The organism is Actinomyces sp. SKVG-SVH-4(1) (assembly GCF_048514265.1).
Lineage (GTDB): Bacteria > Actinomycetota > Actinomycetes > Actinomycetales > Actinomycetaceae > Actinomyces > Actinomyces oris.
The window spans coordinates 27,152-44,037 of sequence record NZ_JBGEVE010000020.1 but is presented as its reverse complement, the minus strand read 5'-3'; the positions used below and the strand labels follow the sequence as shown (position 1 = coordinate 44,037).

Annotated in this window: 15 protein-coding genes; 6 read left to right on the top strand and 9 right to left on the bottom strand. The window is 70.6% G+C overall.

Annotated elements, in window-relative coordinates; all coding sequences use genetic code 11:
• Positions 1-293: 293 nt before the first annotated feature.
• Positions 294-1,160, top strand: a complete 867-nt coding sequence (locus AB7V09_RS12415; RefSeq protein WP_419143943.1) for a glutathione S-transferase C-terminal domain-containing protein — start codon at positions 294-296, stop codon at positions 1,158-1,160.
• A 107-nt stretch (positions 1,161-1,267) separates the two neighbouring features.
• Here AB7V09_RS12415 and AB7V09_RS12410 read toward each other — a convergent pair whose 3' ends face one another.
• The 6 genes from AB7V09_RS12410 to AB7V09_RS12385 form a co-directional block, all read right to left on the bottom strand.
• A complete protein-coding gene (locus AB7V09_RS12410; protein ID WP_419143942.1) occupies positions 1,268-1,438 on the bottom strand; it encodes a hypothetical protein in 171 nt (56 codons plus the stop codon).
• Positions 1,435-1,740 (bottom strand): DUF1778 domain-containing protein, encoded by a 306-nt coding sequence (locus AB7V09_RS12405; protein WP_279013424.1) that lies wholly within the window; start codon positions 1,738-1,740, stop codon positions 1,435-1,437. The genes AB7V09_RS12410 and AB7V09_RS12405 overlap by 4 nt, the downstream gene beginning before the upstream one ends.
• Positions 1,741-1,892: 152 nt before the next feature.
• Complete coding sequence (locus AB7V09_RS12400; protein ID WP_419143941.1) at positions 1,893-2,546, bottom strand: SMI1/KNR4 family protein; 654 nt, start codon at positions 2,544-2,546, stop codon at positions 1,893-1,895.
• Positions 2,547-2,554: 8 nt separating this feature from the next.
• Positions 2,555-3,901 (bottom strand): DUF4921 family protein, encoded by a 1,347-nt coding sequence (locus tag AB7V09_RS12395; protein WP_419143940.1) that lies wholly within the window; start codon positions 3,899-3,901, stop codon positions 2,555-2,557.
• A gap of 89 nt (positions 3,902-3,990) precedes the next feature.
• On the bottom strand, positions 3,991-4,230 hold the full coding sequence (locus tag AB7V09_RS12390; protein ID WP_419143939.1) for a hypothetical protein: 240 nt from the start codon (positions 4,228-4,230) through the stop codon (positions 3,991-3,993).
• A 188-nt stretch (positions 4,231-4,418) separates the two neighbouring features.
• The gene (locus AB7V09_RS12385) at positions 4,419-4,649 is read right to left on the bottom strand and encodes a hypothetical protein (RefSeq protein WP_040322114.1); all 231 of its coding nucleotides are present in this window, start codon (positions 4,647-4,649) and stop codon (positions 4,419-4,421) included.
• A gap of 193 nt (positions 4,650-4,842) precedes the next feature.
• Between AB7V09_RS12385 and AB7V09_RS12380 the strand changes: the two genes are divergently transcribed.
• Positions 4,843-6,453, top strand: coding sequence for a cation:proton antiporter (locus AB7V09_RS12380; RefSeq protein ID WP_311372772.1), 1,611 nt, complete (start codon positions 4,843-4,845; stop codon positions 6,451-6,453).
• A gap of 199 nt (positions 6,454-6,652) precedes the next feature.
• On the opposite strand, the gene AB7V09_RS12375 is transcribed toward AB7V09_RS12380, so the two are convergent.
• Entirely contained in the window at positions 6,653-7,312 is a 660-nt protein-coding gene (locus AB7V09_RS12375; RefSeq protein WP_311372800.1) for a GOLPH3/VPS74 family protein, read from the bottom strand.
• A gap of 255 nt (positions 7,313-7,567) precedes the next feature.
• Between AB7V09_RS12375 and AB7V09_RS12370 the strand changes: the two genes are divergently transcribed.
• The 4 genes from AB7V09_RS12370 (at position 7,568) to AB7V09_RS12355 (ending at position 12,884) form a co-directional block, all read left to right on the top strand.
• Entirely contained in the window at positions 7,568-11,239 is a 3,672-nt protein-coding gene (locus AB7V09_RS12370; protein ID WP_419143938.1) for an SNF2-related protein, read from the top strand.
• A 507-nt stretch (positions 11,240-11,746) separates the two neighbouring features.
• Positions 11,747-11,998 carry a DUF4244 domain-containing protein gene (locus AB7V09_RS12365; protein ID WP_020992132.1) on the top strand — a complete coding sequence of 84 codons (252 nt, stop codon included), beginning with the start codon at positions 11,747-11,749 and terminating at the stop codon, positions 11,996-11,998.
• A gap of 200 nt (positions 11,999-12,198) precedes the next feature.
• Positions 12,199-12,513 (top strand): TadE family type IV pilus minor pilin, encoded by a 315-nt coding sequence (locus AB7V09_RS12360; protein WP_043538407.1) that lies wholly within the window; start codon positions 12,199-12,201, stop codon positions 12,511-12,513.
• Entirely contained in the window at positions 12,510-12,884 is a 375-nt protein-coding gene (locus AB7V09_RS12355) for an Rv3654c family TadE-like protein (protein WP_419143937.1), read from the top strand. Before AB7V09_RS12360 ends, AB7V09_RS12355 begins: the two co-directional genes overlap by 4 nt.
• A gap of 47 nt (positions 12,885-12,931) precedes the next feature.
• Here the strand turns inward: AB7V09_RS12355 and AB7V09_RS12350 are convergent, their stop codons facing one another.
• Together AB7V09_RS12350 and AB7V09_RS12345 are read right to left on the bottom strand one after the other, a co-directional pair.
• Positions 12,932-15,076 (bottom strand): ABC transporter ATP-binding protein, encoded by a 2,145-nt coding sequence (locus tag AB7V09_RS12350; RefSeq protein ID WP_419143936.1) that lies wholly within the window; start codon positions 15,074-15,076, stop codon positions 12,932-12,934.
• Entirely contained in the window at positions 15,073-16,806 is a 1,734-nt protein-coding gene (locus tag AB7V09_RS12345) for an ABC transporter ATP-binding protein (protein WP_419143935.1), read from the bottom strand. The genes AB7V09_RS12350 and AB7V09_RS12345 overlap by 4 nt, the downstream gene beginning before the upstream one ends.
• Positions 16,807-16,886: the final 80 nt, after the last annotated feature.

Sequence of the window (16,886 nt, the reverse complement as noted above, 5' to 3'; positions counted from 1 at the left end):
CACATCCTGACCAACCCCAGAACCAGACACAAAACACCCCTCCCACGAGTGGTGCATCCACCACCAGACCCCACCGACCGGAATCCCGTCCCCGCACGCGCAGGATGTCCCCGGCCGCGAGATAGTGCACCCCCATGCGCAGGATGTCCCCGGTCAGTGAGGACTATCCTGCGTCGGCGGGCGCGGGGTGGAGGATTCCGCCCCGTGAGAATCGGGTGACGGTGGCCGGCGCGCGAGGAATGATTAGCCGTGGGCATCACGACCCCTCGACCGACCCCTCCGGGAGGCATCCCTTGGCCATCGCAGTCTCACACCGATTCTCACCCAGCGGCGACCTTCCCGTGGAGGCGGGGCGCTACCGACTCGTGGCGTCCGGGGCCTGCCCGTGGTGCCGCCGCGTCCTCATCGCTCGGCGCCTGCTGGGCCTGACCGAGGCGATTCCCGTGTCCTGGAGCTACGGCAAGGGCGCGGACGGGTACTGGGAGCTGACCGGCCCCGACGGCGAGCCCGGCGTGGATCCGGCGCTCGGAGCCCGCTCCCTGGCTGAGGTCTACGCGAAGACCCCCGGCTACGAGCCTCCCCCCACCGTCCCGGCCCTCGTGGACACCACCACTGGCCAGGTCGTCAGCGATGACTCCGGCGACCTGCTCTTCGACCTGTCCACCGCCTGGTGGGACCTCCACCGCGATGGTGCCCCGGACCTCTACCCGCTCAACCGTCGCAACTCCACCGACGCCTGGGATGCGTGGATCGGCTCGCAGATCAACACCGGCCACGCGGTGGCCACCCACTCCCAGGACCCGGAGAAGGCCGCGGCGGCGGCCAACGGCGTCCTCGTGGGCTTCGACGTCATCGACACGCTCCTGGCCCGCGCCACGCGGATGGAGGCCTCCCGCGAGGACGGCCTGACGATGCTCGACGGGCCGGCCCTGTCCGCCGTCGTCGCCATCGGCCAGTACCTGTGCGGCGACAAGCCCACCGGCAGCGACATCCGCCTGTTCACCACCGTCCAGTCCTACGAGTACGGCGGGCGCCAGCACTACCCCGGCGGGGAGGCGCCGTCGATCTCCTTCTGGCCGGCGCTGGCCCGCTGGTTCCGCGCCCTGGAGAGCCGTTCGGGCTGGGTGGGGCCGGAGGAGCGCAGCGCCCTCGGCTGCTGAAGGCTGCGTCGGTCCGGCGCCGGGCCGGTGCTGGGCCGGCGGCGTCGGCCCGGGCCTGCGCTTGGCTCTCGCGGCCGGTTCGGGTCAGGAGGACTCGAGCATCCGGCTCAGCTGCGGTGGTTGAGTCCCTGGGGCGCATCGTCGCGGGAGTATGTGGCCGTCGTGATGGCGTAGTAACCGAGAATGACGTCATCCTGGGCGGTGGCCCCGCTGCGGAAGCCGGCCGTGACGTCCTGGCGCCTGAGGCGCCGCGGGGACTCGAGGCCTCCGGCGCTCACGATTCGTCGTCAAGGTTGATGCGGGTTCCGAAGGGGGAGGGGCGGTCCCATAGGTGGGCGAAGCGGGACGTCTCCTCCAGCGGAGTGTCCAACACGGCCTCAATGGCTTCGAGTTGCTCTGACGTCACGGAGAACCAGCGGCGATCAGCGAGAATGCGCTCGGCTTCTCGTGTCGCTGCGGACAGGATGAACTCGCTGACGGAGCGGTCCGTCTGGGAGGCCGCTTGCTGAATGAGGGTCTCCTGGCGCGGCGTGGCGCGCAGATCGATTCTCTGGGTTCTGCGGGCTGTTGAGATCGACATGCTCCGGCCTCCTTGACGGAACGGAAAATGTACGTACAGGTGGGAGGGTGTGCAAGGCCAGTGACGTGCACGGTGTGGGCGCTTGGGCGAGGCCGGCGTTGCGTCGGCCCCGCCCTGCACTTGGCTCTCATAGCCGGTTCGGTTACACACCGTTACAGGTCGTCGCGGCGGGCGTCCTCGAAGACCGGCGGGCTGCCGGGGCGGTCGATGATGGCGTGGGGGATTCCCTCGGGCTTAGGGCCGAAGTCTCTTCGTAGACGTGCGATATCGAGTTTGTTGAGCTCCATCATGGTCAGGTAGTAGTCCAGGAAGTCGTCGTATCGTTCGATCACTTCGCCGCGTACCCAGGAGACGGTGCCTTCTGCTGGGGTATCGGGCTTTCCCATGAGGGCGACGTCGATCTGGGTCAAAGAGGCGGCTACGGGGAAGTGGTCGGCGGCGATGACGCCGTCAGCGGCCATGGCCTCGACACACTCCTCCAGCTCCAGCTGGGTCTGGCCGGCCTCGTGCAGCTCGCCGCCCAGCAGGTCGGAGGTGGAGAAGGCTGTCATGTCCAGGTAGAAGTAGGGCCAGCCGTTGGAGGCCAGGAGGAAGCCTCGGTAGGACTCCGGTAGGCGGAAGCCCAGCTGGGCCTCGGCGCGAGCCACGGTCTCCTCCGTGGCATGCACATGTGGTGGCGCGTAGTCCCACAGGCCCTTCCAGTCGGCCTCCATCCGCGCCTGGTTAATCATCCACCCCCAGCCGATGTAGTTGGGCCACGTAAACTCGGGAACGCCCTGACTCGGTCGGTTCTCGTCGTTGAGCACTTCAGTTCCTACGGCCGGGCGGTGAGGACCGGGTTGTACAGGAGCCGGTTGGGCGTCGTCGGGCACTCCTCGCCCACGGCCATCGGCGCGATGAGCCGGTCGGCCCGCAGGTCCTCCAGTCGCGCCACCACACGGTCGCGCAGCGTCCACGGGTCGATGGTGTTGAGGTAGATCTTCGTGCCGCCCTCGAAACCGGCCAGGGTGGAGACCCGCCACTTGAGCGTGATGTGCCAAGGCATGGGCTGATCCACGTCGAGCGGCTTGTGGTGCCACTCCTCGTTGCTGGGCACGTCCGCGCCCGTGGCCGCGTGCAGGGCGTGCACCAGGTCGGAGACGGCGTCGACCTCCTCGCGGCTCATGAGCCACGGCTCGGGCATGGCCGACGTCGAGTACACCTCCAGTGTCGGGTAGCGGTGCCCGAACCCGGCGAAGGCCACCGCGTGCTCGTTGCTCGCCACCAGCAGGCCCTGGTAGGCGGCGTAGTCCACCGCCATCTCGTTGTACAGGTTGGGGTTGGCCCGCACCTTCTGCAGCTCCAGCTGGCTGGTCACGCCCCGCTCGTCGATGCCCACCAGCTGCTTGTGCAGGTGGTCGAAGCTCGCCCCGGCCGGCCGCAGCCAGTTCTGAAAGACGGCCACGTAGCGCACCCACCGGTTGGCCTCGTACAGGTTGTGCATCGCGTGGATCGCCAGGCGCGTGTAGGCGCGGTGCTCGGCCACGCTCAGCGTCCCCGAGCCGGCCAGGCCCGTGGTGTCGTGAGCGTCATCGGTGAAGTGGCGCCGGCCGATGATGACGTCATGGCCCCCGGCGAAGAAGGCCGCCAAGAAGGTGTGGCGGGTCCGCTCGTCCATCGAGTCCCAGGAGTCCGGGTCCGCGCCCGCGGCCGCCAGCTTGGTGCGCGCCACCCGCTCCACGTGCTCGACGCCGGCCGGGTCGGCCAGGTAGGCCTCCATGCGCTCGCGGGCGGCGTCGGGGATCTCATAGCCGTGGTTGATGTGCCAGTAGTCGAAGGAAAGGATCTCGAAGAGGTTGGGCACCCGACGGAACTCGGCCACCGTGTCGAACAGGGCGGAGGCGGCGACGGCGTCGAGGCGCTCGAAACCGCCGTCGGCCCCGCGCACGAGGCGTGCCTTCTCCGGGGGCGTCTCCAGGTAGCGCGCCGAGCAGAAGGCGCAGCTGTGGGTGCGGTCGGCCTCCTCCAGCGGGCGGACCTCCGCCACCGGGTGCGAGATGGGGCGGTTGGCGCGCCCCGGCACGGTCCACACCTCGGTGCCGGTGAAGGGGCTGATCTGCTTGACCGTCCCGTCGGCCAGGCGCGTGAGTGGTTCGGCGGAGGGTGAGTACGGCATGAGCATGCTTCCATTGTGACGCCTGATGGCGGCCCGCGCGCCCGGTGGCCCCGATGGCGGGCCCGGCCGGCCTCTGTGGACGGGGCGAGTCCTGCCTACAGGGGAATGATCTCGATATGTCGCCGATCCTGTGACGTGAGCGCCTGCGCCATGCGCCCGTCCATAGTGGCGAGAACAGCGTTGTGACGTTCTGCGAGATCCACCAGGTGCAGGTCGGTGACTTGTTTTGGGCCCTTCAGTCTCGAGAAGCTGATGGACGGCTCAGCAGGAGGGGCGTCGTCGACAAGGAACACGTGATCGTCAAGCGATGTCAGCTCACCGAGTCCGGAGAGCACATCAGCGGCCGCGATCTCGAATCCGGTGACTCGAGGGATTCATGAGGAGACGCAGGTATGCGGCTTGGGTAATGGAACAGGTCGCCCACTGATCCACTCCGTCGAACCAGGCGCTGACCACCTCGTGGTGCGCATGGTTGGGCAGCGACAATGCTACGAGGACATTGACGTCAAGCAGTCGCAGGCGATCAGTGGTCGTCATCTCGGTACTGCTCGATGAGTTCCGGTGTCACCACATGAGCCTGCTGACCTGCGGGCGGGAAGAACAAGGGGATCCCGTGCCTGCTGGTGCGGCTCCCGTGGGAGATTCCCTGGAGCGCGAGATCGGACACGGCGCGCCCGAGTGACACTCCGTCGCGATGAGCGCGTTCACGAGCCAGGGACAGGACCCGGTCGTCGATCTCAAGTGTCGTCCTCATACGATCATGATCGCACCAGCGCATCACGTCATCAATGAGCCGATGAACTGTTGTGGATTCTGACGGCGGGCCCGGCCGGCCGAGGTCGGGGTAGTCTCTCAGGCTCGTGCGGACCTGCGCCGGGCCCGGCCCTGCGCCCCGCACTTCCCCCATCCCCTGCACCCCCGCACCCGACCGGAGACAAGGAGACGATATGGCCGAGGTCTTCACCTCCCTGCTGCTCATCGTCGCGGTGGCCTTCGTGGCGCCGCTGATCTCCTGGACCATCCCCAAGCGGCTCGTGCCCGAGGTCGTCCTGCTCATCCTGGGCGGGATGCTCATCGGCCCCCACGGCCTGGGGCTGGCCGTCGAGGACTCCTCGATCGAGCTGCTGCGCGAGCTCGGCGTCGCCTTCCTCTTCCTCATGGCCGGCTACGAGATCGACATCAACGAGCTGCGCGGGGCGGGCGGGCGCCACGCCGCCGTCGCCTGGCTGCTCTCGCTGGGGCTGGCCTTCGGCGCGGTCAGCGTCATCGGGGTGACCGGAGGGGCGGCGTCGGCCAACGGCATCGCCATCGCCACCGCCATGACCTCCACGGCCATCGGCACGATCCTGCCGATCCTGCGCGACCGCGGCCTGCTGCCCACGGCGGTGGGCGCCTCGATCCTCAACCACGGCGCCGTCGGCGAGGTCGGGCCGGTCATCGTCATGGCGCTGCTGCTGGGGTCGCGCTCCACCTGGGCGAGCATGGTGATCCTGGGTGTCTTCCTCATCATCACCCTCCTCATCGTTCGCTTCACCAGCCGCGTCAAGCGCGTGGGGCGCCGCCTGGTCGAGGCCATCCACCTGGGGGCCTCGACGACGGCGCAGACCACCATCCGGGCCACCGTCCTGCTCCTGGTGGGGCTGTGCGCCATCGCCGCCATCTTCGACCTCGACGTCATCCTGGGAGCCTTCGCCGCCGGCTTCGTCCTGCGTCACGCCCTGCCCGAGGGGGATGCCGAGTTCGAGGAGAAGCTCGACGGGCTGGCCTATGGGTTCTTCGTGCCGATCTTCTTCGTCACCTCCGGCATGGGCATCGAGGTCGGGCTCAATGCCGGGGACCTGGTCAACCTGCTGGCCTTCTTTGTACTGCTGGTGCTCGTGCGGGGCGTGCCGGTGTGGCTGGCCTCCCGGGCGGAGCGGCGCAGGGACGGCTCGCGCGCCTACTCGATGCGCCAGAGCCTCCAGATCGCCGTCTACTCGACGACGGCCCTGCCCATCATTGTGGCCGTCACCCAGGTGGCGGTCAGTGCCGGGGCCATGTCGACCTCCTTCGCCTCCACCCTCGTGCTGGCTGGGGTGCTGTCGGTGCTGGTCCTGCCGGCCGCCGGGCTGGCGCTGGGTCACCGGAGCGACCATGTGCCGGCCAACGAGGTGATGCGTGTGGTCCAGGGGCCGGCCGCTCCCGACGGGCGCACCCCCGAGGAGGCCACGGTCCCGGTCGGTGAGGAGGTCTCGGAGCCGCGCCGACCGGCGTCGCCGCCTGGCGGCATCAGGCTGCCGGTGGGGGAGCGCACCCCGGCCGCAGGAGTGAAGCGGCCGGCGCAGCCCGACCTCGTGGGCCTGCCGGACCTGCGTGCGCAGACGACGCCGGCGATGGCGCGCCTGGCCGAGCTGGGGATGCACGCTCGGGGGCTGTCGCTGGAGGAGTCGCACCGCCTGGCCGCGCGCCTGGTCGAGATCGAGCAGGAGCACGCCCTGTGGCGCGAGCGCTGGCACCGCGCGCGCAGACACGGCGGAACCTCCCGGGCGGCCCGACGACGTCGGCCCCGCAGCGAGTGACGGCCTTCTCGCCGACGGGGACATCTCGCGCGGCCGGGGACGTTCCGCTCCAGCCGGGGACGTCTCGCGCGTCCGGTGACAGGATTCCGGTCCCCGACGGCGTCGAAGGTCCCCGCCCGGAAGGACACGCGCCCCGCGGCGCGGAATGTCCCCGACGGGGCCGGAGTGGGGGCGGTGGTTCCCGGAGGGCCGACCCCGATCAGCTCGACGAGGCCGCCGCAACGCTCCCTGCGGCGATGATGGCCATCGTCACGGCCTCCACGGCCCGCTGCACCGCACGCCCCACGGGGTTCTCCCCCGAGAGCTCCTTGATCCGGCGTTTGAGCTCGCCGCGGCTGAGACCGGTCTCCTGCTGCGGCAGGACGGTCGGCGCGACACCGAGCGCCTGCAGGATCGACAGCAGGGCGACGTCGGAGGCGGTCGGCGGCTGCACCCCGCGCAGGGCGGCGTCGATGCGGGCGCGCAGCTGCCGCTCGGGGAGGGGGTCGAGCGTGGGGTAGCTGGGGTTCAGTGACCCGAACAGCCCGCCGGTGTAGATGCGCACCACCCCGGCCGCCTCCAAGGACTGGGCGATGTTGCGGGTGGGGTTGAGCCTGCCCCAGGACACCAGGGAGGAGAATCGCTTGCCGTCCTTGGCGGGCAGGATCTCCAGAGCCCGGTCCAGGACGGGGTGCCCGGTCGGCTCGGCGCTGACGATGTAGACGCGGGGGCTGCGCTCCTCGGTCAGGCTGATGCGGCCGGCCAGCAGTAGGTCGGTGAGCAGCGCCCCGGTGAGCCCGTAGGCCGGATACGTCATGCGGCTCTCCGGCTTGCCGGAGTCCTTGGTCAGCAGCAGGAACAGCTCTTCACAGGTCAGCATCGCGTTCATGAATCCAGTACAACGCACCGTCATCGGAATGTGATCCCTCCCGGGTGCGAGATCCGGACCCGGGAGGGCTCCTCCTCACGGGGGATGCCTCCACCCACCCGTCCGACCGGGCTACGGCCGGTCGCTCACCCGGCCCTTCACCGGCCCCACGTGACCGGGTGCGAGACCGGTGTCGTTCGCGCCCAGCGTGCGATCAGCGGCCGGATGACGTCCGAAGGTGTCCTACCCCGCGTCTAACCTGGGGACATGGCTCGCGCGATTCGGCATGACGACTGGCCGGTGGAGCTCACTGATGACCAGATCATCAGTCGGGTCGGCCACCGGGCCTTTGAGCGCGGCCTGGACTACGCGCGCAAGGGGCGGGTGCGGGGTATCAGTGTCGCCGGGGACGGGGACATCATCAGCGCCCAGTCCAAGGGCTCGGGCGCGCACACCTACCAGACCATGGTCTTCCGCAAGCAGGGCGCCCGCAGCGCCCCGGCGTCCTGGGCCGGCACCTGCTCGTGCCCGGTGGGCAGCGACTGCAAGCACACGGCCGCCCTGCTCATCGCCGCGCGCACCCTGGCGCAGGCCGAGCCCGACGCCGCCGCCCCCTCCGGCGGGCCCGCCCCCTGGGAGAGCCGGCTGGCCGACCTGCTGCAGGTCGAGCGGGCCCCGCGCCGTCGGATGGCCCTGGAGATCATCGACGACCCCGGCGACATGTGGGGCACCCCCGCCGGCCTGTCCATGCTGCCCCTCATCGAGGGCAAGCGCGGCTGGAACCGGCAGGGCGCCGCCTGGACCCAGATCGTCTCCGGGGGCCTGGACGACGACGTCGACCCCACCGTCATGGGCGTCCTGCGCGAGCTGGCTGGCATGGCCGGCGGCTACGGCTTCTACTATGCCGATGACCGCCTCTCCCTGACGACCGCGCCCGCCCGCGTCTGGGACGTGCTGCGTCGCGGGGTGGCGGCCGGCCTGACCCTCACCACCGCCCAGCGCCACGGCATGCCCGTCTACCTCTCCGAGGGGCTGCGCGGTGGCGTCCACCTCACCCGGGAGGACGACGGCGACATCGCCATCACCCCCGCCCTGGAGATCGACGACGTCGAGGAGCTGCGCCGCCTGCAGGTCCCCGGACTGCGCCTGAGCTTCTCCCTCATGCCGATCGGCGACCCGGTCCACGGCTTCTACACGTGGATGCCCGGGCGCGAGCTGCTCCTCATGCCGCTCGAGCCGCGCCCCACCGAGGCCCTCTCCCGGGTGCTGCGGGGCGACGGCGAGGCCATCACCATCCCGGCCGGGGACGTCGAGCGTTTCGAGACTGAGCACCTTGAGGCCCTCACCCGGGCGCTGCCGGTCCTGTCCGCCGACACCTCCATCCGCATGCCCCGCCCCACGACGCTGCGCGCCGCGCTCGCGGTCCACGTCGATACCGCCGAGCACCACCTGAGCACCGAGTGGTCCATCCGCTACGTCGGGGAGGACGGCGAGGTCCGGAGCAGTCACGCCCTGCCCGACCTGGCCGCGGCGGCCGAGGGCCGCGTTGAGGACAGGACCGCCGGCCGGGACATTGACGGGGAGACCCGCCTGGCCCGCGAGGTCCTCAACCACCTCCTGCCCCTGGCCGGCCGGCACCCGGCCCTCTGGCAGCCCCTGGACCTGCGCGGCATGGACACGGCCCGCTTCATGACTGAGACGCTGCCGGTCCTGCGCGAGCTGGAGGCCTTTGACATCGAGGTCGACGACGACGTCCCCGACTACCGCGAGGCCGAGGCCGCCCCGGTCATCACCACCAGCGTCAGCGACGACGAGGAGCGTCCCGACTGGTTCTCCCTGTCCGTGCGCGTCCACGTGGGGCAGGAGGAGATCCCCCTGGCGCTGCTCATGGCGGCCGTGGCCACCGGGGAGCCCGAGGTGCTCCTGGAGTCGGGCACCTGGGTGAGCATCGACCGCCCGGAGATCGAGGCCCTGGCCCGCCTCATGGAGGAGGGCCGCGAGCTGGCCGACCCGCAGGCGCAGGGCGAGCTGCGGGTCAGCGCCCTGCACGCCGGCTACTACGAGGTCCTGGAGTCACTCGGCGTCATCGAGCGGGCCACGGCTCGCTGGAAGGAGCGGGTCGGGCGGCTACTGGAGCGGGCGCGGGCCGCCGAGGCCGCGGCCGAGCGCTCCGGTGGACGGCCCGTCGGGGGCGACGACGCGGGCGGCACCGCTGAGAGGACCGGTGAAGGGACCGGCGGGGCGGCCGTGCCCGAGGGGATGCGGGCGACTCTGCGCCCTTACCAGCTCGAGGGCTACCGGTGGCTGGACTTCCTGCGCCAGGCGGGCCTCGGCGGGGTCCTCGCCGACGACATGGGACTGGGGAAGACCGTCCAGGTGCTCGCCGCCGTCCAGCGGCTCTTCGAGCAGCGCGCGGAGACCCAAGGGAGCGAGCCGACCGGCTCCGGCGACCCCGGTGAGCCGGAGGGGACCGGGCCGGTGCTTGTCATCGCGCCGACCTCCGTCGTCGGCTCCTGGGTGGAGCAGGCCGAGCGCTTCTGCCCGGGGCTGCGGGTCCGGGCTGTGAGGCGGACCGCCGCCAAGCGTGAGGAGACTCTGGCACAGATCGTGGAGGGCTGCGACGTCGTCGTCACCTCCTACACGATCGCGCGCCTGGGCGAAGAGGAGTTCATCGCCCAGGACTGGGCCTGGGTGGTGTGCGACGAGGCCCAGTTCGTCAAGAACCACACCTCGGCCACCTACAAGGCGGTGCGGCGGCTGCGGTCGCCGTCGACCATCGCGATCACGGGCACGCCGCTGGAGAACTCGCTCATGGACCTGTGGGCGCTCATGAGCATCGCGGCGCCGGGGCTGCTGCCCGACCCGGAGCGCTTCGGGCAGGTCTACCGCAAGCCGATCGACCGCGGGGACGCCGAGGCGCTGGGGCGGCTGCGGCGCAGGATGCGTCCCTTCCTGCTGCGCCGCACCAAGGAGCAGGTGGCCGCGGACCTGCCCGCCAAGACCGAGCAGGTCCTGGCGGTCGAGCTGGGCGCCAAACACCGCAAGGCCTACGACCAGCGCCTGGCCCGCGAGCGGCAGCGGATCCTCGGGCTGCTGGAGGAGGACACCGCCCAGTCGCGCTTCATCGCGCTCAAGGCGCTGACCACCCTGCGGCAGATGGCGCTCGACCCGGCGCTCGTCAACGGCGAGGACGGGATGGAGCCTGAGACCGCCGAGAGCGCGGGTGGTGAGGAAGCCGGGGAGGCCGCCGGTGGGACGGGCGGTTCCGGTAAGAGGGCGGCCCGCGGCGCGAAAGCCGTGAAGGGCAGGGATGCCGGCGCCCCCGCAACGGGCCGTAGGAGACCGGGGAGGCGGCCGAGCCCGTCGGCCAAGGTCGAGGTGCTGGTCGAGCACCTGGGGCCGATCCTCTCCGAGGGGCACCGCGCCCTCGTCTTCTCCCAGTTCACGCGCTACCTCTCCGGTGTGCGCGAGCACCTGGAGGCCACCGGTGTGCGAACCGCCTACATGGACGGCTCCACCCCCGACCGGCAGAAGGTCATCGACGCCTTCCGGGCCGGCGAGGCCGACGTCTTCCTCATCTCCCTCAAGGCCGGCGGCTTCGGGCTCACGCTCACCGAGGCCGACTACGTCTTCCTGCTGGACCCGTGGTGGAACCCGCAGGCCGAGGAGCAGGCCGTCGACCGCACCCATCGGATCGGCCAGGATAAGCCGGTCATGGTCTACCGGCTCGTCTCGGCCGACACCATCGAGGAGAAGGTCATGGCCCTCAAGGAGAAGAAGGCCGAGCTCTTCGCCCGGGTCGTCGAGGGGGCCGGTGAGGCTGAGGCCGGCGGCGAGGGTGCTGGTGCCGCCGGTGGTGCGGATGCTGCGGCGGGCTCGGGCGGACTCAGCCCGGCGGCCCTGACCGCCGCCGAGATCCGCGAGCTCATCGAGGGCTGAGGCGCTCGACGTCGTCGGGCGCCGCCGTGGGCCGGCCGTCCCCAAGCGTCTGCGCTGTGGCCCCTATCCGGTTGTGCCCGGGCGGGGGCTTTCTGCGTGGCCGGGGACATTTTCTTCTGGTCGGGGGCATGTTGCGCGTTGGGGGACGGGATTGCTGTCCCCGACGGCGTCGAATGCCCCCGCCCGGAACGACACGCACCCGGACGCGCGGAATGTCCCCGGTCGGGAGTGATGGGGTCGCGGCCGGTGGCAGTCTGCACCTCCTCCCCGGTGTCCTCCGCAGCATCCGGCCATCGTGCCGTCGGTGCCTCCATCCACGCGGCCGGGCCGATCGGCCAGGGCTCAGGCGGTCCCCGATGCCACAGAGCCGGGACTGCAGGTGGTCTCCACAGGGCTGACAAGCCCCTGAGCGCGGCGGCTCGGGGCGGCCCGATGCTGGTGGGGCGGGCACGGCGCCCGCTGGGGAGCGGCGGTGTGCTGGTCCCCACCGACCAGAGGAGAACCACCATGAGGAGACCCACCCGGACCACCTTGCGTACCCTGCGCACCAGCGTGATGCTGGCCCGCCCGAGTGACGCCTCGACGCTGCCAGCGCTCCTGCGGCGCTTGACGAGCAAGGAGGAGGGCATGGCCACCGCCGAGTACGCCATCGGCACCTTGGCGGCCGCGGCCTTCGCCGGCCTGCTGCTGGCGCTCATGCGCTCGGGCAGCCTGAGCGGGGCGTTGCAGTCCATCATCGAGCAGGCGCTCTCGGTGTGATGTGCGCCGTCATCGCAGCAGGTGGGCGCGCTCGCCCCCGAGTAGCCCGGGTACCCGGCGGTGGCCGACGTCGCCGCCCGGGTCCCGCTTCCCGCCGGCCCTCCAGCCGCGCGGAACCGCATCCCTCACCTGGTCGCCGGCCCCGACGAGGCCGCTGGGGCGGCGACCAGGGCGGCTGCACCGCAGGAGGAGAGGAGGGGATGGTGACGGCTGAGACGGCGTTGTCACTGCCTGCCGTCGTCCTTGTCCTGCTGATGGTGCTGGCGGCGGTCAGCGCTGGCGTCACTCAGCTGCGGGTGGCCGACGCCGCCCGCACCGCCGCCCGTCAGGCCGCCATCGGCCAGGAGGACTACGCCGGCGCCGCCCAGCGCGTGGCCGGAGGGGTGAGCCTCGGCGTCGAGCAGGGCGAGCTCACCTGCGTCACCGCCGCCCGACCCGTCCCCGGCCCCCTGGGCGGGCTGGGCCTGACGGCCCGGGCCCGCGCCTGCACCTACACCGAGCCGAGCAGCCCATGAACCGCCCCGGGTGGGACGAGCGTGGCTCGGGGACCGTCTACGCGCTCGGCGTCATCGCCGTACTGCTGGCCGCAGCAGTCGGCATCGCGGGCCTCATCCAGGCCCAGAGCGCCACCGGTCGGGCCCGGGCCGCCGCTGACCTCGCGGCCATCTCCGGTGCCACGGTCCTGTCCTCGGTCGTTGCCCCGGGCGACCCCTGCGCCATGGCGCAGCGCGTGGCTGCAGCCAATGGCGCCTCGGTGAGCGCCTGCTCCGTGGCCGGTGAGGACGTCACCGTCAGCGTCGTCGTCCCGACGACGATCCTCGGCCGCCCCCGCCAAGCCACCGCCCAGGCCCGCGCCGGCCCCGTCGACGCCCCGCCTAAGCCGTGAACCGGCCCGAATCCGGTCGTTGAGACGGTGCTCCGGGGCTCCCGGCCTCAGTCCTCGACGGCGACGGTGGCGCCGCCCGCGAACTGGGCCGCGTGGAGGCGCGCGTAGGCACCGCCCGCCGCGATGAGCTCATCGTGGCTGCCCTGCTCGACGATGTCGCCGTGCTCCATCACCAGGATGGTGTCGGCGTCACGGATCGTGGACAGACGGTGAGCGATGATGAAGCTCGTGCGGCCCTCGCGCAGCGCGTTCATCGCCTGCTGGACCAGCAGCTCCGTGCGGGTGTCCACGCTGCTGGTGGCCTCATCGAGGATGAGCACTGCCGGGTTGGCCACGAAGGCCCGCGCGATCGTGAGCAGCTGGCGCTCGCCGGCGGAGATGTTCGCGGCGTCCTCCTCCAGAACCGTGTCGTAGCCCTGCGGCAGGGCCTTGATGATGTGGTCGACGAAGCATGCCCTCGCGGCGGCCTCGACCTCCTCATCACTGGCCCCGGGCCGCCCGTAGCGGATGTTCTCGCGGATCGTGCCCGCGAACAGCCACGGATCCTGCAGGACCATGCCGGTGCGGCGACGCACGTCGTGACGCGTCATGGTGGCAATGTCGCGCCCGTCGATGAGGATGCGTCCCCCGTCGAGCTCGTAGAAGCGCATGAGCAGGTTGACCAGCGTGGTCTTGCCCGCCCCCGTGGGCCCCACGATCGCAACCGTGTGCCCGGGGTCCACCCGCAGCGACAGATCCCGGATGAGCTCGACCTCCGGACTGTAGGAGAAGCGCACGTGCTCCATCTCGATGACACCCGGGCCCGCCGGGCTCTTCGGCGAAGCCGCCGAGGTGCTGGGACCGGTCCCCGCGGCGCCGGTGCTCTTCGGTGCGACGTCGTCGGGACGCTCCTCCTCGGCGTCGAGCAGTTCGAAGATCCGCTCGGCGCTCGCGGTCCCGGACTGCACGGCCGTGGCCATGCCGCCGAGCTGGCCCAGGGGCTGGGAGAACTGCTGGGAGTACTGGATGAAGGCCTGCACATCGCCCAGGCGCAGCGACCCGGAGGCGACCATGGCGCCGCCGACCACCGCGATGGCCACATAGTTGATGTTCCCGATGACCAGCATGATCGGCATCATGATCCCGGAGAGGAACTGCGCGCGCAGCGAGGCCCGGAACAGCTCCTCGTTCTCGGCGGCGAAGGCCTCGCGCACCGAGGCCGTGCGCCCGTAGACCTGCACCAGGGCGTGCCCGGAGAAGGACTCCTCCACCCGGGTGTTGATCTTGCCGGTGCGTGCCCACTGGTGGGTGAAGGCCTTCTGCGAGCGCGGCCCGATCACCCCGAAGACCACACCCATGAGCGGGAACATGATGAGTGCCACCAGCGCCAGCTTCCAGGAGATGGAGAACATCATCCCCAGCACGCCCACCACCGTGAGGATCGCGGTCAGGGCGCCGGACAGGGACTGCTGGAGGGTGTTGGTGACGTTGTCGACGTCGTTGGTCAGGCGGCTGAGCAGCTCGCCGCGCTGGACGGTGTCGAAGTAGCTCAGCGGCAGGCGGTGGACCTTGTCCTCCACCTGGGCGCGTAGCCGGTAGAGGGCCTTGATCGTGATGCGGTTGATGAGCCAGCCCTCAAGCCAGTTGAGCAGGCTTGAACCCACGTACAGGCCCAGCACCACTGTCAGGATCCGGCCCAGGCGGGTGTAGTCGATGCCCGCACCGGGGACGACGTCCATCGCCGAGAGCATCGTGGCGAAGTCATCCATCCCCCGCGCCCGCAGAGCCTCGATGGCCTGGGCCTTGGTGGTGCCGGCCGGCAGCATCGTGGAGACCACGCCCTCGAAGATGACGTTGGTGGCCTGCCCCAGCACCTTGGGGGCCGCCACGGCCAGCACCACCGTGCCCACGGCGGCCAGGGCCACGATCATCAGGGAGACCCGGTAGGCGCCCAGCAGCCCGACCATCCGCTTGAAGGAGGGCCAGAAGGCCTCGGCCTTGCCCGGAGGCGGACCGTCGTGCCAGTCGCCCGAGGCGGCCTGCGCCTCAACGGCCAGCTTGAGGTCCTCCTCGCTGAGCTCATCGGGGCCGACGGCGGCGCTCGCGGCGGTCCGCGCACCGCTCCCGGCCTTCTCGCCGGCGATCTTGTCAGTGTTCTCTCCGGTGTTCCTGCCGGCCTTCTTGCCCATGTGGCTGCTTGCGTTCCTGCTCATGCTGCGGCCTCCGCTCCGAGCTGGGAGGTGACGATCTCGCGGTAGACGGCGCAGGTGGCCAGCAGCTCGGTATGCGTGCCGCTACCCACCAGGTGTCCGCCGTCCAGGACGAGGATCTGGTCGGCCTCGACGATCGTGGAGACGCGCTGGGCCACGATCACCTTCGTGATACCGGCCGTCGCCGGCCCCATGGCCTCGCGTAGCCGCGCGTCGGTGGACACGTCCAGGGCCGAGAAGGAGTCGTCGAAGATGAGGATGTCGGGCCGGCGCACCAGGGCCCGGGCGATGGCCAGGCGCTGACGCTGACCACCCGAGACATTCGTGCCGCCCTGGGCGATGGGTGCCTCCAGCCCCCCGTCCATCTTGGAGACGAAGTCCTTGGCCTGGGCGACTTCCAGGGCCTGCCACAGCTCGTCGTCGGTGGCCTCCTCACGCCCCAGGCGCAGGTTGGAGGCCACGGTCCCGGCGAACAGGAAGGGCTGCTGAGGCACGAGCCCCATCTGCTCCCACAGCGCCTCGGGGTCGGCCTGACGCACGTCGGTGCCGCCGATGAGTACCTGCCCGCTGCTGGCCTCCAGCAGCCTCGCCAGCAGCCGCACCACCGTGGACTTGCCCGACGCCGTCGAGCCGACGATCGCCGTCGTCGTCCCGGGCTGAACGGTGAAGCTCACCTCCGCCAGGACGCGGGCGTCGGCGTCGGGGTAGACGAAGGTGACGTCCCGCATCTCAACCGTTCCGGGAGTCGGGAAGGTGTCGACGGCGTCGGGGGAGGAGGTGATGGTCGGCGGCGTCGCCAGCACCTCGCTGATGCGCTCGGCGCACACGGTGGCGCGCGGGATCATGATCGTCATGAAGCTCGCCATGACGATGCCCATGAGGATCTGCATGAGGTAGGACATGAAGGCGATGAGGGTGCCGACCTCCACGTCGCCGTCACCGACCTGGTGGCCGCCGAACCAGATGACGCCGACGATCGTCACGTCCAGCACCAGCATCACCAGCGGGAACAGCAGGACGAAGAGCTGCCCCACGCGCTCGCCGACCCGGGCGATATCGGTGTTGGCGTCCCCGAATCGCTCGGTCTCGGCCTCCTCGCGCACGAAGGCGCGGATCACCCGGATGCCGGTGAGCTGCTCGCGCATCACCCGGTTGATGGCGTCGAGCTTGTCCTGGTAGGAGCGGAACAAGGGCAGCATCCTGCCCACGATGAGCCCCACCGCGACCAGCAGGACCGGCACCGACACCCCGATCAGCCACGACAGACCCGGGGCGCGCGTGACCGCCATGACGATGCCGCCCACCGCCATGACCGGCGCCGTCACCAGCATCGTGGCACTCATCATCACCAACATCTGGACCTGCTGGACGTCGTTGGTATTGCGGGTGATGAGCGAGCCAGCCCCAAAGGCGGAGATCTCCCGCTCGGAGAAGCCGCTGACCCGGTCGAAGACCTCGCCGCGCAGGTCCCGGCCCATGCTCATCGCCGCGCGCGCAGCGAGGTAGGTCGCCGCGACCGAACACACGCCCTGGGCCAGGCTCACCCCCAGCATGAATGCGCCCATCCACCAGATATATCCGGTGTCCCCGGTGGCCACACCCTTGTCGATGATGTCGGCGTTGAGGGTGGGGAGGTACAGGGAGGCCATCACCTGTGCGAACTGAAGCACCAGGACGCACACCAGCAACCCGGTATAGGGGCGCAGGTGCGTGCGCAGCAATCGAAGGAGCATGCTGGCAACGTATCAGCCTCACGGTGCGTGAGGGCGAGCATCTCATGAATATGAGGGAGAGCGTCTTATAAATTTTGGTC